The following is a 22194-nucleotide window of genomic DNA, read 5'->3' on the forward strand; positions in this document are numbered from 1 at the left end:
GGGCGTTCCGCCTGCCACTTTCCCAGATCCCGTTATGGCCCTGAATAAGCAATCAGAGTTCAGACATATATCCTAGTGTTTACCAATCCAAAACCAAACGAGCCCCATGCGTTTCCTTACTCTGTTGACAACCACTGCTTTCGCGCTGTTCATAGCTGATCTGCCTGGGAAGGATTGGGGCAATGCTGCTCAGATTCCCTTGCACTCTGAGTTTTCTGCAACTAATGACCAGCGTCCTGTGCCGATTCAAGATCAGGCGATGCCATTTCCCCCTGTTCAACCTGAGCGGGAGTCATTGCAGTTGTATACGACTGATACAGCACCACAAGTGCTGGCCCAGGTAGATAATCGTAATGCCAAAGCTGATTGGCTGCTACAACAGGGAATTCACCAGTTTCGATTTGGTCAGTTTCGGGAAGCCTTAGTGACCTGGCAGCAGGTGCTGGAACTCTATCGAGCCGTCGGAAATCGTCAGGGAGAAGCAAATGCATTAGGCAATTTGGGTATTGCCTATTTCAATCTGGATCAATATGAAAAAGCGATTGACCTTTATGAGCGACAGCTAGTGATTGCACAAGAGATTAGATATCGCCAGGGAGAAGGACGAGCCCTAGGCAACTTGGGTAATGCCTATCGTCATTTGGGTCGATATGAAGAAGCGATTGACCTTTATGAGCAAGCGCTAGTGATTATACGAGAGATTAGAGATCATCAGGGAGAAGGAGCAACGCTTGGCAATTTAGGTAATGCCTATCGTCATTTGGGTCAACATGAAGAAGCGATTGACCTTTATGAGCAAGCGCTAGTGATTGCACGAGAGATTAGAGATCGCCAGGGAGAAGGAGCAATGCTGGGCAATTTGGGGATTGCTAATCATAATCTAGGCCGATATGAAGAAGCGATTGACCTTTATGAGCGACAGCTAGTGATTGCACGAGAGATTAGAGATCGCCAGGGAGAAGGAGCAGCGCTGAGTAATCTGGGGATTGCTAATCATGATCTAGACCGATATGAAGAAGCGACTTTATGAGCAAGCGCTAGTGATTACACGAGAAATTGAAAATCGTCAGGGAGAAGGAGCAACGCTGGGCAATTTGGGTAATACCTATCGTCATCTGGGCCGATATGAAGAAGCAATTGACTTTTATGAGCAAGCACTAGTGATTGCTCAAGAGATTGGATATCGCCAGGGAGAAGGAGGAATGCTGGGCAATTTGGGTGTTGCCTACGATAATCTAGGCCGATATGAAGAAGCTTTAGAGCAGTATCGACAAGCAGTAGAACTGTTTCGTCAATTGGGAGTTCGAGACGGCGAAGGTATTTTTCTCAATAACATTGGCAGGCTTCTGAATTCTCAAGATCAAACTGAATTAGCAATTGTTTTCCTCAAAGCCTCTGTTGATGTACGCGAATCCATTCGCGGCGATATTCGCGGTCTCGATACCAATTTTCAACAATCATTTGCCGATACCGTAGCCGACGACTACCGTCTCCTGGCCGATCTCTTACTTCAACAGAACCGCATCATCGAAGCACAGCGGGTGCTGGATTTGCTGAAGGTGCAAGAACTAGATGAGTATCTAGACGATGTGCAGCGCAATGCCCAAACGGAAACCGGGGTCGAGTTCTGGCAGCCGGAAGAAGAAGTCCTAGCACTATATGATGATGTGCTGCTGGCCGGGACAGAACTGGCCCGACTGCAAGAGCGAGATCGCAACAGCCTCACTCCAGACGAGCAAGCCCGCTTAGCCGAACTCACTGCCCAGCAAGATCGAGTCTACACCAGCTTCATCGACTGGCTCGATCACCCAGAGATTATCACCGCCATTGATCAACTCCGGGAGGCTACCCGCAGCCGTACGGTAGATATCGAGAACTTCACCGACCTGCAAGCCCAACTCGCCCAACTGCCCCAGCGCAGCGTGATTCTGTATCCCTTAGTGCTGGAAAATCGGTTGGAACTGGTGCTGGTTTCTGCCGATGCGCCGCCTGTGCGGTATCCAGTGGATGTCGATGCCGTAGAATTGAATCGCACCGTAGTGGCCTTTGGTCAAGCGCTCAAAGACCGCAATATCGATCCGCGTCCCCTGGCGAAACAGCTCTATGACTGGACAATTGCCAATCTAGAAACCGACTTAGCAGCAGTGGGCGCAGAAAACATCATCTTCGCTCCCGATGGCGTATTGCGCTACGTGCCCCTGGCCGCACTCTACGATGGCGAGCAGTGGCTAGCCGAACGGTTCAGCTTCAGCCAAATTACCGCCGCTTCAGAAACCGATTTTGCTGCCCGACCGCGCGATCGCAGAACACTGCTGGCAGCGGCCTGTGCTGACTGTGCTTTTACCGTCAACGTGGGCGACGATGCCTTTAGTTTCGGCAATCTGCCAGCCACACTCCAGGAAGTGGAGCTACTGGCGAATCAAATTCCAGGAGCTGAACTGTTAATCAATGGCGAGTTCACCCCAGCGCGCTTCAAAGGCTTACTGGGCAGTGCAAACTTAATTCATCTGGCCACCCACGGCAAGTTCGTCTCCGGTAATCCTGATGAGTCGTTCATCTTATTTGGTGATCAACAGTCGGTTAACCTGCGGGAAATGCGGCGGGAATGGTCACAGCTCGATGCCGATTTGGTCGTCTTGAGCGCCTGCGAAACCGCATTAGGCAGTCCTGAACTGGGCAATGGCATTGAAGTGTTGGGGCTAGGTTTTCAGCTCCAGCGCGTAGGGGCCAAAGCCGTGATGGCTTCCCTTTGGCAGGTCAGCGACAACGGCACCCAAGCATTGATGGCCGAGTTTTATGATGGGCTAAATCAAGGCATGACCAAAGCCGAAGCCCTGCAAGCCGCTCAGATGGCAATGATTACTAATCAGCCCAGTGAGAGCGCTGGACAAGCCGATCCCTCTGCGATCGCAGATACTGGCTCAGAGGCTGATGGAACGGTGCGAGCCGTCTCCCTGGCAGCTCAGGACATGCCGGGATACAGCCATCCTTACTACTGGGCACCGTTTATCCTAATTGGCAACAGTCTGTAGTTCACGCGCTTAGTCCAAACCCTGAAGATATTGCTCAAACGCTCTCAGTGCCACGCTGGAGCCTTCCGACCATGCTCGTTCCACATAGTCTGGAATCAGTTGCTTTACTGGGATACCCGGAAATAGTGGACTTTCCTCTCGCTCACCGTACCGCTCTCCATCTAGCACATAAATGTGTAGCGTCCGTTCTCGATAGATCCAAACCTCCGGTACACCAATATCCTCGTAATCTTCAATCTGCGTCAGCGACGTTAAATCAATCTCCAGCGCTAAATCTGGCGGTGGGTCATGTTCCAGATCCACTCGGTCTTTGCCCAAAACCGCTTGGCGATTTTGAATATAAAAACACTGATCTGGTTCAATGCCCTTCTGCTGAAACCGCTTCAGCGTAATCGGGTCAAATCCTTCCCAATCTCGGCCCTGATGCTGCAACAAGCACTTTACTAAATCGGTCAGCGTATCGGATCGCTTGCTATGTCCAGGCAGAGGAGCCATGATGCGAATTTCCTCAGTCGTTGCGTTAAACGTCACTTTGAGTGCAGCCTTATCTTGACGCAGTTGAAGCAGCGCTTCGTAATCTGCCCAGGTTTGATGGCGTAGGATCACCTCTCCGCCCGGCGGCAAGTCGATTTCAGTGGGCGTAATCGTTGGCAGCATGGCAACTCATTAAATTTCTGCAAACTTTGGCGTGAATAAGTTCAGTTTCATCAGACATAGAGAGACAGTAGAAACGGTTTACCGTAATTCTACGGAATGTTGAACTCCTACTGAATAACACCATGAAGCGTCGCCACTTTTTGCAATTTGCTGGCTCAACTCTAGCAACAATCGGCCTCAGCCAACTTGACTTTCTGCAACAGGCCAATCAGTATGGCCGCGTCCTTGCCCAAGGCGTACCTAATAGAAAACTGGCTCTGCTCGTTGGCATCAACTCCTATGAAGCAGCCGGGACTAGCTCTCTGGGTGGCTGCCTCAATGATGTCGAACTCCAGAGACAGCTATTGATTCATCGGTTTGGCTTCAATCCTAGCGACATTCTAGAAGTCTCCGACAACAGCAATATCAAACCCACTCGCGACAATATCTTACAGGCATTTAATGAGCATCTGATTCAGCAAGCCAATCCTGGCGATGTGGTCGTCTTTCACTATTCCGGGCATGGCGATTTAGTGGAAGACGTGAGGGCAATTGACACAGCAGAATGTCGCCGGACGAAGGATTGTAATCTGAATGGAACGATCGTACCGAATGACTCTATCGCCAGCGACTCTGGTGATGGAATTGTTGTGCCGGATATCACAGGTCGCACGTTGTTCCTGCTCATGAGTCAGCTTGAAACAGATAACGTCACCGCTATTCTGGATAGCTGCCACTCTGGAGCAGGCACTCGCGGCAGTGCGGTTGTGAGAGCAGCGTCTCGGCTTCGCGGTGCAGCAGATGTGCTTTTACCAAGTGAGGCGGAAAAAGAGTATCAAGAACAGTTGATAAACGACTTGAGGTGGAGCGAAGACGAACTCAATCGTCTCCGCTCCGCAGGTGTCGCCAAAGGAGTTGCAATTGGCTCTGCTCTACGGGATCAGCTTGCAGTCGATGCCCAGTTTGATGGCTTTAAAGCGGGCGGGTTTACCTATCTGCTCACTCGCTATCTCTGGCAGCAGCCTGCTACTGAAACCTATGCCACGGTCTACAACGACATGAAGCGCAGCACCCGTAGCCTATCACTGGCGCAACGGGATGCCGAACAGGTACCGATTTTTGAATATGCACCCAACAGCAATCATGATCAGCAACCCATGTACTTTACGCCGATGATCGGTACAGCGGCTGAAGCTGTGGTGACTCAAGCCGACAGTGCTGAGCAAATTCAGTTTTGGCTTGGTGGGGTATCGTCTCAAAATCTGAATGGTGATGGCATTGGCACCATCTTTACCGGAATTAACAATCAGGCCAATATCAAAATTGAGCAAATTGACCGCGTTGAGGGACTCTATGGAATTGGCAAATTGGTCGCAGGTTCACTGGCTGCTATCCAGCCCGGTATGCTGTTGCGAGAAGAAGTGGTTGGTATCTCACCCAATCCAGTTCTGAAGGTTGGACTCGATAATTCATTTGGTGATGACCTGCCACAGGCCGAAATCGACTTACAGTCAGTCAGCCGCATCGAGATTATCTCAGTAGAGCAGCTAACCGATACAGGGTACATCTTCGGTCGCATGACAGAAAGCTATCATCAAGCACTCAGCGCCGCTGGCGAGGCCGATTTACCATTTATCAACAGCATTGGGCTGTTTACTGCCGATCAGCGTCCAGTCTCAGATAGCTTTGGTCGGATTGGTGAACCTGTTACGGCAGCGGTCAATCGATTGCGATCGCGGTTCAAATCCCTCTTAGCCAACCAAATGCTAGGCCAACTTACAGCAGGAGAATCTTCTCAACTCCAGGTAAGAGCCAGGATCTTTAACCAAGATGCTCCAAGTCAAGGGGTGGAAGTTGCGACAAGGGGAGCTCGCAGCGTCGGGGCAACCCGTTCGGTTGAAATTCCACAGTTTGCCGAAGGCACAACGCTCACGATTGAGGTAGAAAACTTTGAGAGTGAAGCGTTGTATTTGAGCGTACTAGTGATTAATGCCACTGGAACTATCGATGTTCTCTATCCAGCAGACTGGCTTGCTCCAGAAGAGGCAGCACGCATTGATGCAAACGGTCAAATTACAATTCCACGGCCAGGAGATACAACAATTTTTCAAGTTGGTGGTTTGTCTGGCTTTCCTGAAATTTTGATGTTAGTTAGTACACAGCCATTACGTAATGCATTAAGAGGAATGCAAACCATTGCCCGAGGCCAAGGGGCAGAACGAGGTGCAATTAGCCTACAAGATGATGAACCCGTAACAGTTTTAGATGCGATGTTTGGCGATTTAGATGAGCTTACCCGTTCAGCAAATGATGGGAGAGTGGTTGCCATAAATACGGCTGATCCATCAACTGTCAATCTGTACGATACCAATACACTGGCGACGCTTTCGGCAATAATTCAGGTGGGGGGATGAGAAAGAGCTGTTTCGACCAGGGCGATATTCTTCCGCATCCAATCATTGACGATTGTTTCGATGTCGCTGTTGGTCGCGGTCGCCAGTTTTTGCAAAAATTCTGCAACGTCAGGAGCAAGATAAATTGGCTTATCCAACTCAAGATCAGGATGGTAGAACTTACCTCGTTCTCCTTTGGAAAAATCATATTCCTCTTTCATAGTCCCTCCTGGTACTGCGCGCGCTCTCGTCGGGAAGCTTTGCGGACTGAGATAATTCTAATCTCACATTGATTTGAATTAATCTGAATAAAGGTATGGACGATAACCAGCAGCCTACCGCTGGTATCCAACCCTAGCGTAATCCATCGATTTTCATCTTGGCTGTGGTCTTCGTCGAAGATGGACAAGGCATTAGAATCGCGGAAAACAGCGGTTGCTTGATCAAAGCTGACTCCGTGTTTTTGAATATTTGCATTTGCCTTCTGAGAATCCCACTCAAATGTGTAGCGCAACTCTATATCTCACCCCTACATGTAGTGATGATAATTTTATCAACGCTGACTGCGATCGCACTTTACCCGTTCCACGTACAGCCAAGATGGCTATCCTACGAGAAGAATCGCGATCGCAACATTCAACGTCGCAATTCTCACAAGAACGCTTGGGCAGTGCATCGCATCGCTCTGGGCAGTGAGTGATGGTGGGACGCAGGTGTTGATGAATGCGTTCTATGGTGCGTTGCAGGATGGCAATAGTAAGGCCGAGGCGCTGCGGCAGGCGCAGATTGCTCTGATTGAGCGGGATTTTGCTGTGCTTGAAATCCGCGATCGCAGGGATGATGGCACTGTGGTTGCGGTCAATGTTGAGACGGGGTTGCCGCCAGCGGTGAGTAATAATCTAAGTCATCCTTATTACTGGGCACCGTTTATTTTGATTGGTAATGGGCTTTAGGCTGTTGTTGATGAAGAAACCGTAGGGTGAGGGTCTCGCCTGCCACTTTCCCAAAGATTCTCTAAAGCTGAATAAGTGGGGATGAGTCAGAGCTATATGCTGACGTTAACCCCTAGAATTTGGCTTCTGGTTATGCGCCTGCTCACTTTGTTGACGACGACTGCTCTGGCTTTGACGCTGATTCAACTGGCTGGTGGTGGTCAGGTTAATGCGACTCAGAATCTTTCAAAATTGCGAGACGCCAATTCGCAAACGCTAGCGCAGGTTAACAGCGACTCAGAGCGCAAAGCCAAAGCATATCGACTTTTTCAACAGGGAAATCGGCAAGCTCAGATTGGTCAGTTTCGGGAAGCGATCCAGCCATGGAAAAAGGCTCTAGAAATCTATCGCGAGATTGGTAATCCTACAGGCGAAGGATTAACCCTCACCTGTATTGGAGAATCATATAGCAGCCTTGGGCAATACGAGCAGGCGCTGAACTACTACCAAAAGGCTCTTATTGTTGCTTATGACATTGGCCATCGCGCCGGTGAAGCAAGAGTTCTCAACAACATTGGTATTGTGAACGAATCCTTAGGCAACTATCCGACGGCACTGGACTACTACAGGCGGAGTTTGATGCTCACGCGCGAACTAGGTGACCGAGTAGTGGGCGAAGCCCATGCCCTCACCAATATTGGCAATGTGAACCAAGCGTTGGGCAACTATCCGACAGCACTAGAGTATCATCAGCAAAGTCTGGTGATTTCTCGCGAGATTAGCTATCGCTTGGGCGAAGCGACAAGCCTTCTAAATATTGGCAATGTGAACGAATCCTTGGGCAACTATCCAACGGCCTTGGAGTATCATCAGCGAAGTCTAGTGGTTTCCCGCGAGATTGGCGATCGCGCGGGTGAAGCAAGAGCTCTCAACAACATTGGTATTGTGAACGAATCCTTGGGCAACTATCCAACGGCCTTGGAATATTACCAGCAAAGTCTGGTGATTAAACGCGAGATCGGTGATCGCGCGGGTGAAGCAAACACCCTCATAGGCATGGGCACTTTAAGCAGACTACTGGGCAACTATCCAACGGCCTTGGAGTATTACCAGCAAAGTCTGGTGATTAAACGCGAGATCGGCGAGCGTGCAGGCGAAGCGGCAAGCCTCGCCTATCTTGGTGCTCTTCTAATCGCTCAGGGACAGCCCGAACTGGCAATGGTATTCTTGAAAGCCTCAGTGCAAGTCCAGGAATCTATTCGGGATGATAATCGCCAACTGGACATTGCTTTACAGCAGTCCTACACAGATACCGTTGCAGGCCCCTATCGTCTCCTGGCTGATTTACTCTTGGAACAGGGACGTATCCCAGAAGCGCAGCAGGTGCTCGACTTATTGAAGCTGGAAGAATTGCGAGAGTTCACTGATACTCGTGCTGCCTGGAATGGCAGCGAACTAAAATACACTGATCCTGAGCAACAAGTCATTGATACCTACGGCAGCCTGATTGCCCTCAGTGGCGAGGTCATCACCTGTGAAGACACCGACTGTGCCGAACTCAACAGTCTGTATAGCCAGCTTGAAGCTCTCACAGATCAATACAACCAACAGGTTGAACAGTTTCAAGAAACAATCCGCGCTAACCGAGCCGACGACGATATCTTTCAAGATCCGGCCAACCTCAGCGGCGAAGCAGAAGCCTTGCTCACAGCCTATGCTCAGGATGGTCAGCAGGCAGTGCTGATCTATCCGTTTGTTCTAGAAGATAAACTGTGGTTAGTCTGGGCCGCAGCGGGCAACGTCATCGGCAGTGTAGAAGTTCCCGTCACGCAAGCAGAACTCTCGGCCACTGTGCAGCGCTTGGGTGAACTGCTGCAGTCGCCCCAATCCAGCCTGGAGTCCCTGCAAGCTACTAGCCAACAGCTCTATGACTGGATTATCCGTCCCCTCGAAACCGAACTCGCAGCCAATGACATTGACCATTTGATCTTTGTCAATGACCGAGTCACCCGCTACATCCCGATGGCAGCACTATATGACGGAGAGCAGTATTTACTAGAGCGCTACCGCATCTCCACTGTCCTCGCCCCAGGGCTAACCGACACCACCGACCGTCTCACCGAGATTGATCAGTCTCAGGTGCTCGGACTCGGCGTGACCGATGCCGTCGCCGATTTTAATCCCCTGCCTGCGGTTCAAGATGAACTCGATGCCATTGTTCGTAGTGATGCCGCCGATCCAGTTGGGATCTATCCCGGCCAGGTCTTTCTCAATGACGACTTCACCCTCGATGCACTCAAGACCTATGTTCGCGATGCTCGGGTGTTGCATCTGGCCACTCATGCCGCCTTTGTCCCTGGCCGCGCCGATGAGTCGTTTATCCTCTTGGGCAACGGTGATCCCCTCAAGGTCAACGACATTGAAGCCATGCATCGGCGGCTGAGCAACCTGCATATGGTTGTCCTGTCAGCTTGTCAAACCGCATTAGGAGGTCAAGCCGGGGACGGCACCGAAATTGCTGGCATCAGTGCCTACTTTTTAGAAGCCGGACGAGCGGAAACCGTGATTGCATCCCTCTGGTCAGTCAACGACGGCAGCACCAGTCTGCTGATGCAGCGCTTTTACAAACTTTTGGCAACTGGAGAACTCACCAAAGCCGAAGCCCTACGACAGGCGCAGATCGCCTTGATTGAGCAGAACTTTTCTGAAATTGAAATCCGCGATCGCAGCAATGATGGCACCGTTAGTGCCGTTGATCGTGAAACAGGCTTGCCGCCAGCAGTGAGCAACAATCTGAGTCATCCCTACTACTGGGCACCGTTTATCCTAATTGGTAATGGCCTCTAAACCTCTAACCATGCGCCGAGATCAGGTGATTACACTACTCAAAGCCCGCCAGCCTCAGCTTGCAGAGTTTGGTGTTCAGTCTCTGGCGCTGTTTGGTTCAGTCGCACGCGATGAAGCCAAGCCCGATAGCGATGTCGATCTGCTGGTTGAATTTTCTCGCCCGATTGATCTATTTGCATTAGTCCGGCTCCAAACCTATTTAGAAGACGTTTTGCACTGTGCCGTCGATCTCGGTACGCTGGATAGCCTAAAACCACAACTACGTCCTTTGGTTGAACAAGACATTATTCTGATCATGACGCCGCGAGATTGGAAACTGAGAGTGCAGGATATTCTGCAAGCGATCGCAGAAATTCAAACCTTCACGGCTGGGATGACGTTTGAAGAATTCCAGGCGGATACCAAAACCATCCGAGCCGTGATTGCAGACATCACCATCCTCGGTGAAGCCGCAAACAGTATCCCAGCGGACGTGCAAGCCCAATATTCTGAGGTTCCCTGGACTGAAATGCGAGGGATTCGCAACATTGTGGTGCATGAATATTTTCAGGTTCAGCTTGATGTCCTGTGGCGCACGATTCAAGACAGCTTGCCGCCGTTAGTGCCTCAACTACAAGCGATGTTAGAGCAAGCTGAATAAGTCCCAACTCCTCAGACAGATATCTCTCTGAAGCCCATCCTGAGGAGTTGAATTCTATGAAACGCTTCGTCTCTAGCCTAGTATTGACTGGTCTGCTTTGGGGAGCTGCTGACTGTCCCTATCTGTCTTCCATACCAGCCGCTCAAGCTCAGGTTCCCACATCATCGGATGACCTCTACTACTACTTCTACAATCAGCGCATTCCGCTCAATCTGCAAGCCAATCAAATTGCGGTTGCCTTCAAACCTGCTGCGACTAATACTCGCGATCCAGGTGACCTACCGTATCTGCAACTGCAACGTGCGCTCCAGGGTGAACCCAGCAGCAATACCCGCAGCACTCGCTCGGCAACGACTACCCCGCTTAACGTCCAGGTACAGCCTCTCGGTAGCCAGTATGCGCTAATTGAGTTCACTGACAACACCCGCAGCACTCGCGCTGCCGTGCAGGAGCGTCTACAGCAGCCCTATGTGGAAACCACACTACCCGTGCTGACTCGACCGGATAGCGACGACACGATTTTGCTGCCGAATGAGATAGTGCTGAGCTTGGAGCCCAACTTGTCGGAGAGTCAGAAGCAGCTATTGCTGGTTCGCTACGATCTGGAGATTGTTCGATCTCTACGCTTCAGTCGCGATCGCTATTTGGTGCGGTCGAAAACCGCAACGGGTACAGATGTTTTGGCAGTGGCGAATCAGCTCAATGGAGCAGTCGGCATTCAGTCGGCCACGCCCAACTTTGTCCAGTCCATTCCTTATCGCACAGTGACCGATTTACGAGAGATGGCAGCAGCGGATGTTCCTGATGCTCAGGGATTACTAGATACCTTACTCGCCACTCTGCCGCCAGTACAGGACTCACCGTTTCTTTCCAATTTACTACCGCTCCAATGGCATCTGGATAGTACCCCACAGCGGGGACAGTTGTTGCCCCGAACCGATATCCAAGCGGTGGAGGCTTGGCAGAACAGCAATGATGGCGAAGGTGCAGTCGTGGCGGTGATTGACAGCTTAATCCAGTGGGATCATCCAGATTTAGCGGCCAATGTCTATGCGATAGATGAGGGAAGTGAAGCGCTACCAGGTGAGGTGCATGGCTGGGACTTCTCTAATCCGCAGGTGAGCTGTGATGCGGCGGATGTCTGTGTGGCAGGCGATCCGGATACGCGGATTAGTCCAGCGGAGTTAGCGATTTTGCGACCCCATTTTCAGAATACGTTTCAGCTTTCGGATGCAGAACTGTTGCAAGAGTATGAGTCTCTAGCGCAGCGGATTGCCCGATCTAACTCTGACCTGACTCAGCCACAGATTGCGCGAATTCTACGGAACTGGCTGCGCGGTCAGATTGCTGCTGAGTTTCACGGCACTTGGTCAGCCGGAGTGATTGGGGCGCAGGCAACCGATGAGATGGGCGTGATGGGTGTGGCCCCCAAAGCGCAGATTTTGCCGATTCGGGTGTTTGGTCTGGGTGGTGAAATTAGCTCGGCAGCGCTGATTGAAGCGGTGGGCTATGCAGCAGAGCGGGATGTGGATGTGATCAACATGAGCTTGGGCGGACTGCTGCCGGATCGGGAACTGACGGATCAGATCTTTGCCATTCTGGATCAGCATCCGGATCTGGTGATTATTGCCTCGGCAGGGAATGAAAATCTCGACGGCGTGGCGTTTCCGGCGGCGATTCCCGGTGTGGTGTCAGTGGGGGCAACGAATCTGAGCGGCAATCGTACGGGTTACAGCAGCTATGGAGCCAGTTTGGATCTGGTGGCTCCGGGTGGGGAAACAGCACTGACTCGCAGTGGCGGCATCCTGACGACGGGTGGCACCTGGGTGCCAGGTTTCTGGCAGGGAGTGACGCCGCCAGACTATGCCTGGGGTGTGGCGCTGGATCCGGCAGGGGAATATGTGCAGGTACAGGGTACATCGTTTTCGGCTCCAACAGTGTCGGGGGTGGTGGCGCTGATGAAGGGGGAGAATCCAGAGTTGGCGCGGGAGCGAGTGGTGGAAATCCTCCAGGCGACGGCCAGCTATGAGGGACTCCAGATGACGCAGGCGGATGCCAATCGCTATCGGCTACAGGCGGAGGTGGGCTTTGGCACGGCTCTGAATTTTCCGGTGCTGCGTCCGTCGGGGATTTTTACGCCTGCGGAACCCGTGTCGGCGGAGCAGTATTTCTTTGGCAGCGGTTTGGTGAATGCAGCAGCGGCGGTAGAAGCCGCGAAGCGATAGATGTTGAGAGATTAAGCGTTGACCGTTGGGGAGGAACAGGCGGGACGCCTATTCTACGGGAGAAACGATCATTCGTAGGATAGGCGTCTCGCCTGTCCTTTTCCTAAATTACCAATTTCTGTTTATCCCACAATTCTTGTTCAGTAGGATAGGCGTCCCGCCTGTTCATCATCTGAGAAAGAATTTTGCCAGAAGAACGGATAGTCGGTTGAAGATGATGATAAGCCTGCTTTGATGGGATTATTAGCAACGTAGTTGTAAACGGTGTGAAATTCTTGTTGGTCGCGGATAATGCGATCGCAGGTTTCAGGTTGCCAAACGGTGCCAATGTGCGGCATGACGGTGGGGATTTGTTTTGCGCTGAAGCTTTTGATGCTGTGCAGGATTTGGCTGAGCGACCAAAATTCTGTCTCTGATTTGGGCAGCGGCTGCATCAGCAAATGCACATGGTCAGGCATGACGACACCGACATCAATGCGATACCGCTGATTCTCAAAAAATCGGCAGGCATCCATCACAATTTGTCGGGCAGGTGGTGTCAGCTCAAGCCGCTCCCAGGTGTTAAATGTAATGAAATACGTGGCTCCATCGCGTTCCCAATGGGGCAAATTACGTCGCCGAATTTTCAGCGGGGGTCGGTCTTGCATAAACGAATAGGGAAATGCACCAATTTTAGATTTCCCGCTTTTGATCAATTATTTCGTTCTCCCTTGTGGGATAGGCGTCCCGCCTGTCCCTCTCCAATCGCGACGAACGAAGGGACAGCCAAGATGGCTATCCTACGATTAAATTTTCCCTCCCGTAGGATAGGCGTCCCGCCTGTCCCTCCATCTAAAACGATTTCCCGCCCCGGAAAAACGGACAGCCAAGATGGCTATCCTACGATTAAATTTTCCCTCTCGTAGGATAGGCGTCCCGCCTGTCCCTCCCCTGCGAAATTGTTATAGAAACGAAATCCCATAGGATAGGCGTCTCGCTCCTCCCAAAATTATCCATTCCCCAATCGACCATCTTCAATCGGTTTAAATTTATCTGTGAATAAGCCCGATTGCTCAGATATAGCAAGACAGTAGAACAGAGTGTTTTTAGTTGGCAGAAGGAGAAAGGGCAATGCGGATGAGTGAATGGGTGAAGTGTGGGCTGGCTGTGGTGCTGTTGAGTGGGATGGGAGGAGAGCCACTCAGGGCAGAGGGAGAGCCAGTGGTGGCGCAAGCGGCGTTGGATGAGGAGAATGCGGCAGGTGAAGCACAGGGGCGGGTGATTTTAGAGGTTGAGGGGAGGTTGGATGAGAATAGTGAAGTAGGAGGGGATGGTAGTTATTACGATGCTCACACCTTTGAAGGACAAGCAGGGCAGTTGGTTCTTATTGAGTTAACTAGTGATGAATTTGATGCCTATCTTTTATTGATTGATTCTGATGGCAATAGACTTTATCGGAAATAGGAGAGCAGTCGCTGCGAACCAACTTCACCCGTGGTTGTTTGGCATTAAGCGGCTTGGTTCAGAGAACTCCGTTGCTGTGCCCGATGGGTCAAGCGGAAATTGTGCAATCCGCAGGCGGTTTCCATCACATCATCGATGTAATGGTCAACCCAATTACGAAACGGATGCACCAAAATTTGACACCGCTTGATGCCGCCAATGTGGTGCTCCACTTCGACGCGAACGCTGGAAATACTGCGGTTGTTCATCTTCTCAATCGCGGTGAGCGACCCGTTGCGCGGTTTCTTCTTCGGTTGCTGAAGGCTCACCCCGTCTGGGGCAAAGCCTTGAAACCCGCTATCCTGCCAGAGCGTACTCCCGTCCGGAAACGATAGGTTCTCCTCATCGGCAATCGCTTTGTCATGTTTCTTGCCTTCATAGGTGTCACTCAAATAGCGCACCTTGCCCCCACGCTCCTGGATAACTAGATTCCTGACGGTGTGGGCCTTGCGCTTGCCGCTGTAATACCTCTTGCGGTCGGCTTTATCTTTTGGTCGGTTAATCCGACGTTCAGTGCCATCGATGATGAACTCTAAACTGGGACAGGCGCTCAAGAGCGCCTCCAGTTTCGCGGGTTCACGTTCGGGTAACTGTTGTTCATATCCTAATGCTTGGTTGAGCACTCCCGTCAGTCGATGAATCCATTCATTGGCCTGCGCTTGGCTCATCCCAAAGAGAAAGCCTTGAACCTCCTGTGTCGGATAGAGGCGGAAGTACACCAGGATGAACAGCAACTTATCTTCTAGCTCCCTCAAATGAGCTTTACGACCTGCTCCTATCCCCCGTTTGCGTCCCTCACGCTCAAAGGTGGCTTTCACAAAGCTCTCCCATGCCTGAGCAAAGCTGGGTAACAACGCCTCAAACTCCTGCACCCTCAGTCCCGTCAAGCTACACAAGGTTCGGGGGTTTGTCCGCAACTCGGCATAGGTCATTCTCATTGGCTCACCTGGGTCGATGCTCCTAATACCAATTCTATCGGCTCAATTTCCGATAAGGTTTAATGTTATGGCTCAAGATGATGATGGTGCAGGTGGAACCAATGCTCAAATTGTGACAGAGTTACCTATAAGTGGAACTTACACCATTATTGCTAATACATATCAGGCAAAAGAGGCCGGTGAATATCGCTTAGTCTTGCGGGACGCAGCCTCAACTGATTTAGTTCTGGCTGAAGCAGAACGACTTAATCAGCAGGCGATAGCACTGTATCAGGCGGGACGATATGAAGCCGCTGCGCCGCTCTATCAACAGTCGCTAGAAATTTTTCAACAAGTTCTGGGTGAAGAACATCCCGATGTGGCGACTACCCTCAATAATTTAGCCGAGCTTTATCGAGTCCAAGGCCGATATGAAGAGGCCGAGCTGCTCTATCAACAATCGCTAGAAATTTTTCAACAAGTTCTGGGTGAAGAACATCCCGATGTGGCGACTACCCTCAATAATTTAGCCGAGCTTTATCGAGTCCAAGGCCGATATGAAGAGGCCGAGCCGCTCTTTCAACAATCGCTTGCTATCCGTCAACAAGTCCTGGGAGAGCAACATCCAGATATAGCAAATAGCCTCAATAATTTAGCTGCGCTTTATCAAGCTCAAGGGAGATATGAAGCCGCCGAGCCACTCTATCAACAATCACTAGAGATTCTCCAACAAGCCCTGGGAGAGCAACATCCGGATGTGGCCACTAGCCTCAATAATTTAGCCTATCTTTATCAAGCCCAAGGGAGATATGAAGCCGCCGAGCCACTCTATCAACAATCACTAGAGATTCTCCAACAAGCCCTGGGAGAGCAACATCCGAATGTGGCCACTAGCCTCAATAATTTAGCCGAGCTTTATCGAGTCCAAGGGAGATATGAAGCCGCTGAGCCGCTCTATCAACAATCACTAGAAATCCGTCAACAAGTCCTGGGAGAGCAACATCCGAATGTGGCCACTAGCCTCAATAATTTAGCATTGCTTTATCAAGCCCAAGGGAGATATGAAGCCGCTGAGCCACTCTATCAACAATCACTAGAGATTCTCCAACAAGTCCTGGGAGAACAACATCCAGATGTGGCACAAAACCTCAATAATTTGGGTATGTCAAATAGATTGTGTCAAAGGTAAAAACTCAAGTTGGAAAGCGATCGCTGAATTCAATCGCGAAGCGGTTGAGAGCGGGTTTCCAGTCGCGAATGGGCATGGTCCACTTTTTGGCAATATTTTGAATTGCCAAGTAGATAACTTTTAGGGCAGATTATCAAATGTCAAGCTTTTGGCGTGACGCGACAGCTAGATAGGCGAATCCGTCAGTTGAACCGTTGCCGATGAATAACGGAATGAATAATCGATCATAGCTGTCACGACAGCTATGATCGCTGACCAAATGAGGATTAAGCCTGAGATGAAGCGTGAGCGGAGCGCGTCGCGGCCGACCGTTTGCGATAGCTATCGGCCTGCATTTCAACAATCAGAGCATGATGAACCAGCCGGTCGACAGCGGCAACGGTCATCATGGTGTCGGCAAAGACAGCGTCCCACTGACTGAAGGGCTGGTTCGCGGTAATGAGCAGACTACGCCGCTCATAGCGATGAGCAATCAACTCAAAGAGGACAGAAGTTTCGGCTTCTGACTTTTTGACATAGCCGAGATCATCAATCACCAGCAAGTCAAAGCGGTCGAGTTTCTTGAGCAAAGCGGGCAGTTGCAGTTGTAATTTAGCCTGCTGCAACTGCTGAACCAAGGTGGTTGCGGCAAAGAACTTAGCCCGCTTGCCCAGTTCCACAATGGCGCGAGCGATCGCAGTTGCTAGATGGGTTTTACCCACGCCAGAGGGGCCAAAGATCAAACAGTTTTCGGCTCGCTCCAACCAGCGGGTGTCGGTGGTCAGTTGCATCAAAGGAGCCGGATTGAGCTGGGGAAGATGGTCCCACTCAAAGTTGGAAACCGTTTTGGCCGGGGGCAGTTGGGCCTCTTGTAGGGCGCGTTGGAGGCGCAGGCTCCAGCGCCGCTCCACCTCCAATTCGCACAGTGCCAGCAAGAATTGAGCGTAAGACCACTGGTCTTGCATGGCTTGATGTTCGAGGCTTTCCCAATGCTGGAGCATGTGAGAAAGCCGCAGTTGTTTGAGGTGCAGACTCAGGCTCTGGTAAGGACTGATCGGTGGCGTCGGCTCGGAGGAGTTGGTCATAGTCTTGGAGGTTATGTTGTTGCACCTGGATGTTCGGCAGGACGGACTCGCTCAGGAGTTGAAAGTGTTGACGCAGCGCGCTCAGCGTTACTGTGCCAGCGGCTAATTGCGCGTCTAGATACTGAGCCACTGCCGCTTCTCGGTTTTGCGTGGCCGCAATGTAGAGTGCTTCAACCATTAACCGAGCGGCAGAATCGCGGTCAAAAGACGTCTCCAGTTGGTGCCATAGAGAGCGATAGTGGTCATTGGGCAATAAGTCGTGCTGCCATGTGCAGTAGAGGAAGGCGCGGGGTTTGCGCCTGAGACCTTCGATAACATGGCGATAGTTGACGCACCGGGCGCGCCGTTTATCGTTGGCCGTCACGCGCACCCGTGGCAGTTCCACCACCAACTGGCGCTCCAGGTAGCCACAGATGCGGTCATGATACAGATGCAGTTCGAGCTGACGACCAATTAACCGGGAGGGCACCGTGTAGAGGATGCAGCGCACGTCAATGGTGCTGCGCGTGCTCACGCGGGCGGTGAGGACTTCATAATCAGCCACCCGATGATTGGGCAGGGGCTGTAAATGCTTCTGCTCTTCGGTAAACTTGGCTTGGTGCTGCTGATTGAGCTTATCAACCGAAGCCGCAATGAACGCTTGATAGGCGGCCACATTCTCAAAGTCATGGCTGCCCCGCAGATACAACGCTTGGGTGATGCGGTTTTTCAGATGGCCATGCGGAGACTCAATCGCGCCATTCTCGTGAGCAATCCCTTTGTTATTGCGCGTCGGTTCTAGACGGTAGTGGTGGCACAGGTCATCATACAGGCGAGTCAACGGTTTGCGACCTGTGCCACCGGTATTGCGATAGGCGGCGCTCAGGCTATCGGTGCGATGCTCCTTGGGGGCTCCACCACTGGCAAACAGCGCATTCTGCAACCCTTCCGATAAAGCGATAAAGCTCTCGCCCCCTTGAATCACTTGGGCATAGCGCCAACCGCTATAGGCCAAGCGGTAGTGGTAGAGCAGATGCTCAAACGGTTGACCGTTAATCGTAATCTCAACGCCTTTGAGTTCCGTGAAGTCGGAGATGCCCATCACCCCAGGCTCGTGGCGTAGTTCAAACATCACTTCCGGTGCTTCACCATACAATGCTTTCCACGTTTTCACTCGCCGTTGCAGGGTGCGCAGCACTTGCGGATATTGACCCGGATAGCGCTCTTGTAAGTACTCGAACAACGTCATTGGCTTCAGTCTTGGCTCACGCCGCAACATCGGTTCCAACTCGTCTTCCCATACCCCAGCTAACGGGTCGGCGCTGGTGCGCCAATCCCGCAAGCGACCTCGATTGGGTTGATGCGTCCCTGCTTCAATTCGTTGACCGGTTCGGTCTGAAAAGTCGGCAATCGCAGCTGCATCACTCTGCGTTAGGCCGAGCTCTCGCGCTTTCTTATACACTTTGATTTGATAACTTTGAATAGTTTGTTTGGGCACTGGTGGCTTCCCCACATTCTTGGGAGATGCCTCTAGTGTCTTTTTCTATGACGACAACTGGAACAGGTGATAAAAAATGGTGCTCTCTACCCGGCTGTGTAACTGTCGTCGGCAGGTCTCACCCGCCTATGTCATTGTCGTCTAATAGCAGATTCATCGGTTGGAAAAGCTCGGTGGTTTTTAATCACCTTTCTAAGAGTCATATTCATCGATTCAATCGCATTGGTCGTATAGATTGCTTTACGAATCTCCGGTGAAAAAGCAAAGAAGGGAATAATCCGCTGCCAATGATGAAGCCAAGACCTGCTAATGGTTGGATATTGCTGGTCCCACTGCTCGGCAAACTCAACTAAGCGCTGCTCTGCTTCAGTCTCAGTGCTGGCCGTGTAAATCAGCTTGAGGTCTGCTGCAACCGCCTTACGGTCTTTGTAGGACACATAGCGGAGTGAATTTCGTACCATGTGAACAATGCACAACTGCACCTGGGTTTGAGCAAAGACCGCTTCAATGGCATCGGGAAAGCCAGTGAGGCCATCACAGCAAGCGATGAAGATGTCTTTGAGACCCCTATTTTGCAGCTCTGTGAGCACTTGAAGCCAAAATTTGGCAGACTCGTTCTGGGTCATCCACATCCCCAAGAGTTCTTTGGTGCCAGACAAGTTAACCCCAAGCGCCAAGTGAATCGCTTTGTTGATCACCCGCCCGTCTTGTCTGACTTTGACCACGATGGCATCAAAATAGACGATGGGATAAACCGGGTCGAGCGCGCGATTTTGCCAAATTTTACGCTCCGTTTCAACCGCATCCGTGACGTTCGAGATCAGCCCGGCTGAGACCTCAACGCCATACAGGTCTTGCAGTTGAGCCTGAATGTCACGGGTACTCATGCCCCTGGCATAGAGGGACAAGATCTTGTCATCAAAGCCCTCGAAGCGGGTCTGCCCCTTCTTGACGATGATGGGTTCAAACTCACTGTTGCGGTCACGGGGAACATTGATTTGAGCTTCTCCAAACTCCCCTTTGATGGTCTTCTTGCTGTGGCCGTTGCGGCGGTTACGAGTTGGCTTGACGTCGCTTTCAGGCTCCGCCTGTTGCTCGTCCAGATGGGTTTTCATTTCCGCATTCAAGCAGCGTTCCACCAAAGCCGCCGTGAGCTGCTTAAGAATCCCTCCATCCCCCAGCAGGTCTTCGGGATTCTGATAGCCTTTAAGCAATTCATCCAGGAGTTCAGGTCGAAAAGTCATAGTACGAGTCTCTTAGGTTCAATAGTTCATTAGATCTCATCTCTGACCTTTGACACAATCTAATTTACAATCCCTTTCAATCTTCAGTTTACTCATTGGATCTATTCCTCAACTTATGCCCAATGCTTGTCAGAACAAGGGATGTGGTGCAGAGCCTAGTTTCTTTTCAGCCAGTAGGGGCACTAAATATGCAACAGATTGATAAAATTTTGAACGTTCAAATCGCTGGAGCGTTTCTTGTCGCAGGATTTGAGGCTGGTACATCAACGGATTCGGGTATTCACCCTGTAAAATCTGCGTAAGCGTTTGGGCAATTTCAGATACATCATCTGGATTGACGAGTGCACCCAACTTCCCATGCAGCAATGGATCGACTGTGCCATCAACATTCCCACCTAACACGGGCTTGCCGCAGGCTAGCGCTTCGAGATAGACAATGCCAAACCCTTCCCCCGTGCTGGGCATGGCAAAGACATCACAGAGGTTGTAGTGGTCAGCCAGTTCCTGATCCGGAATAAAGCCTGTTAGTGTGACGTGATCTTGAAGCCCCAATCCCTGAATCAGTTGCTGTATCCGAGGTGTATCATCTCCTTTACCAACCAGCAGATAATGCACATCTGGAATATGCTGGCGAATTTCAGTTAGCGATCGCAGAACGTGCTCATATCCTTTATAGGTATCCAGCTTGCCTAGCCGCGTAACCGTCAGAATTACCTTCTGCTCTGGTTTCAAACCATATCGCTGTAGAAGATACTGTGGCTTCGGCGCAATTTGGAACCGTTGACCATCCACTAAATTAGGCAAAACAATAACTTGTTCCGGAGCAAGCTGTTGCTCTCGCAAGATGAGATCACGGGTGTAATGACTGACCGCTAAGATACGATCTGCTTGGCGGAGAGAGGCTTTCAACTGCGGAGCTCCAATATCCCAGACTTCTAAACCATGCGCCACAATCCAGTAAGGCGTTCCGGTAAAAAACTTGATCCAACGACATGCGATCGCATAATTCACATGGGTTGTAATCATGACGCTGTTAGGAAACCGAATTGCTGACCAAAATAAAGCTAAGGTCATTAAGACGCTCTGCAACCATCTAGGCCATCTTCCAAAGCAGCAAAATTGGGTATCTTCTCTAAACCAAGATTGGGCATGATCGGGTCTGTCATACTTTAAGAACACTCGATACTGAGCATCGGACAGATGCTGCTGTAGTGCCTTCAGGAACTCTGCCGAATAAACTTGGATTCCACCCTTAAATCCAAATAAATTAGGTGCGATTAAGCAAATATTCAATGATTCATCTATTAGAAATGACATAAAATATAAACTCAGCAAAACTAAGATATTGATCTATTAATTTATCCAAAACTTAGTGGTTATTCTATGCAGTTTTCTGTTCACAATTTAACGTGTAGCATTTCAGCACTATAGAGGCATTGACTCCTACTGCATTTTGGACAAACGAAATTGTCCGGCAAGCCAATCGCCAGACAGTTAACGGCTCAGAGAGGAGATTAAGCAGTGTGAGATGACTGCCTACAGGGACAACGTTTGCGAGGAGGACGTTTGACGCGTGGACAAGGAACCCGAGGGGTCAAGCGAGTGCCCATTGGTCGTCTGGGAGAGATACCCCGAGGTTTGGAGGGGACGGCAACCGAGCCGATCTGGGAAATAAGTCGAGAAAAGCCCCGTTGAACCCGACGAGGAGTCAAGCAAGCCGAGCGATGTACCGACAGGTAGCGTTGCCGAGGAGGAGGTAATGAATCCACCAGATGTCGAGCCAGCCAGAGTTGAACCTGAGCTAAACAGGTCAATCGAACCCAGAGCCCGGAGAGATGCATCGCCTGCTCTCGCACGACCAAATCAGTGCGAGCCGTGTAAAACGCCTGAATCGCTTCAACTTGTTGCTCTTCAGGGGCTGGATAGGCAATCCACCGCTCCAACGGATCACTGGGGATGGGAGTAGGAATTGGTGTTTGCGCAACGGCAGGTTGGGCGATCGCCAGTGCACCCGTAAAAAGCATGGCACTACCGAGCTGCCCCAAAAGCTTTCGGGTGTTTTGATTGGTTTTCATGGATCAAAAATACGATGGTGGAATTGATTTTAAGAGGGAAA

The 22194-nt window shown here is 50.9% G+C and carries 18 protein-coding genes and 2 pseudogenes; 10 read left to right on the plus strand and 10 right to left on the minus strand.

From position 1 onward, the window contains the following. Positions 1-124 precede the first annotated feature (124 nt). Complete coding sequence (locus AC286M_RS21910) at positions 125-1030, plus strand: tetratricopeptide repeat protein (protein WP_488206414.1); 906 nt, start codon at positions 125-127, stop codon at positions 1028-1030. Beyond that, positions 1011-3032 carry a CHAT domain-containing protein gene (locus AC286M_RS21915; protein ID WP_488206415.1) on the plus strand — a complete coding sequence of 674 codons (2022 nt, stop codon included), beginning with the start codon at positions 1011-1013 and terminating at the stop codon, positions 3030-3032. Before AC286M_RS21910 ends, AC286M_RS21915 begins: the two co-directional genes overlap by 20 nt. A 9-nt stretch (positions 3033-3041) precedes the next feature. On the opposite strand, the gene AC286M_RS21920 is transcribed toward AC286M_RS21915, so the two are convergent. Beyond that, a complete protein-coding gene (locus AC286M_RS21920) occupies positions 3042-3689 on the minus strand; it encodes a Uma2 family endonuclease (RefSeq protein ID WP_488206416.1) in 648 nt (215 codons plus the stop codon). A gap of 122 nt (positions 3690-3811) precedes the next feature. Here AC286M_RS21920 and AC286M_RS21925 point away from each other — a divergent pair, with 122 nt between their 5' ends. Beyond that, the gene (locus AC286M_RS21925) at positions 3812-6082 is read left to right on the plus strand and encodes a caspase family protein (protein WP_488206417.1); all 2271 of its coding nucleotides are present in this window, start codon (positions 3812-3814) and stop codon (positions 6080-6082) included. On the opposite strand, the gene AC286M_RS21930 is transcribed toward AC286M_RS21925, so the two are convergent. Both AC286M_RS21930 and AC286M_RS21935 read right to left on the minus strand, forming a co-directional pair. Beyond that, entirely contained in the window at positions 6067-6282 is a 216-nt protein-coding gene (locus tag AC286M_RS21930) for a hypothetical protein (protein ID WP_488206418.1), read from the minus strand. The two genes, AC286M_RS21925 and AC286M_RS21930, sit on opposite strands and share 16 nt — an antisense overlap. Further along, positions 6279-6575, minus strand: coding sequence for a BrnT family toxin (locus tag AC286M_RS21935; protein ID WP_488206419.1), 297 nt, complete (start codon positions 6573-6575; stop codon positions 6279-6281). Before AC286M_RS21935 ends, AC286M_RS21930 begins: the two co-directional genes overlap by 4 nt. A gap of 24 nt (positions 6576-6599) precedes the next feature. Between AC286M_RS21935 and AC286M_RS21940 the strand changes: the two genes are divergently transcribed. From AC286M_RS21940 to AC286M_RS21960, 5 genes are all read left to right on the plus strand, one after another. Continuing rightward, positions 6600-6761: a hypothetical protein gene (locus tag AC286M_RS21940; protein ID WP_488206420.1), complete on the plus strand. Its 162-nt coding sequence runs from the start codon at positions 6600-6602 to the stop codon at positions 6759-6761. Further along, positions 6754-7014: a CHAT domain-containing protein gene (locus tag AC286M_RS21945; RefSeq protein WP_488206421.1), complete on the plus strand. Its 261-nt coding sequence runs from the start codon at positions 6754-6756 to the stop codon at positions 7012-7014. Before AC286M_RS21940 ends, AC286M_RS21945 begins: the two co-directional genes overlap by 8 nt. 132 nt (positions 7015-7146) lie before the next feature. Then, positions 7147-9840, plus strand: a complete 2694-nt coding sequence (locus AC286M_RS21950; RefSeq protein ID WP_488206422.1) for a CHAT domain-containing protein — start codon at positions 7147-7149, stop codon at positions 9838-9840. Then, positions 9830-10480, plus strand: a complete 651-nt coding sequence (locus AC286M_RS21955) for a HepT-like ribonuclease domain-containing protein (RefSeq protein WP_488206423.1) — start codon at positions 9830-9832, stop codon at positions 10478-10480. The genes AC286M_RS21950 and AC286M_RS21955 overlap by 11 nt, the downstream gene beginning before the upstream one ends. Before the next feature lie 56 nt (positions 10481-10536). Further along, complete coding sequence (locus AC286M_RS21960) at positions 10537-12705, plus strand: S8 family peptidase (RefSeq protein WP_488206424.1); 2169 nt, start codon at positions 10537-10539, stop codon at positions 12703-12705. Between the two features lie 140 nt (positions 12706-12845). Here the strand turns inward: AC286M_RS21960 and AC286M_RS21965 are convergent, their stop codons facing one another. Then, positions 12846-13352 carry an REP-associated tyrosine transposase gene (locus AC286M_RS21965; protein WP_488206425.1) on the minus strand — a complete coding sequence of 169 codons (507 nt, stop codon included), beginning with the start codon at positions 13350-13352 and terminating at the stop codon, positions 12846-12848. Positions 13353-13905: 553 nt separating this feature from the next. Here AC286M_RS21965 and AC286M_RS21970 point away from each other — a divergent pair. Continuing rightward, a complete protein-coding gene (locus AC286M_RS21970; protein ID WP_488206426.1) occupies positions 13906-14148 on the plus strand; it encodes a hypothetical protein in 243 nt (80 codons plus the stop codon). 44 nt (positions 14149-14192) lie between these two features. On the opposite strand, the gene AC286M_RS21975 is transcribed toward AC286M_RS21970, so the two are convergent. Beyond that, a complete protein-coding gene (locus AC286M_RS21975; protein ID WP_488206180.1) occupies positions 14193-15125 on the minus strand; it encodes a transposase family protein in 933 nt (310 codons plus the stop codon). Between the two features lie 67 nt (positions 15126-15192). Here AC286M_RS21975 and AC286M_RS21980 point away from each other — a divergent pair, with 67 nt between their 5' ends. Then, positions 15193-16293, plus strand: a complete 1101-nt coding sequence (locus AC286M_RS21980; RefSeq protein ID WP_488206427.1) for a tetratricopeptide repeat protein — start codon at positions 15193-15195, stop codon at positions 16291-16293. Between the two features lie 266 nt (positions 16294-16559). Here AC286M_RS21980 and istB read toward each other — a convergent pair whose 3' ends face one another. The 5 genes and pseudogenes from istB to AC286M_RS22005 form a co-directional block, all read right to left on the minus strand. Then, the gene (gene istB / locus AC286M_RS21985; protein WP_488203569.1) at positions 16560-17357 is read right to left on the minus strand and encodes an IS21-like element helper ATPase IstB; all 798 of its coding nucleotides are present in this window, start codon (positions 17355-17357) and stop codon (positions 16560-16562) included. A 379-nt stretch (positions 17358-17736) separates the two neighbouring features. Then, positions 17737-18849: pseudogene (istA, locus tag AC286M_RS21990) on the minus strand (IS21 family transposase); the annotation flags it as partial. Positions 18850-18974: 125 nt separating this feature from the next. After that, positions 18975-20078, minus strand: a pseudogene (locus tag AC286M_RS21995) (IS256 family transposase); the annotation flags it as partial. Positions 20079-20207: 129 nt separating this feature from the next. After that, positions 20208-21395 carry a glycosyltransferase gene (locus AC286M_RS22000; RefSeq protein WP_488206428.1) on the minus strand — a complete coding sequence of 396 codons (1188 nt, stop codon included), beginning with the start codon at positions 21393-21395 and terminating at the stop codon, positions 20208-20210. 197 nt (positions 21396-21592) lie between these two features. Then, positions 21593-22153 carry a hypothetical protein gene (locus AC286M_RS22005; RefSeq protein ID WP_488206429.1) on the minus strand — a complete coding sequence of 187 codons (561 nt, stop codon included), beginning with the start codon at positions 22151-22153 and terminating at the stop codon, positions 21593-21595. Positions 22154-22194: the final 41 nt, after the last annotated feature.

The sequence above is a fragment of the Thainema salinarum CENA647 genome, assembly GCF_057732415.1.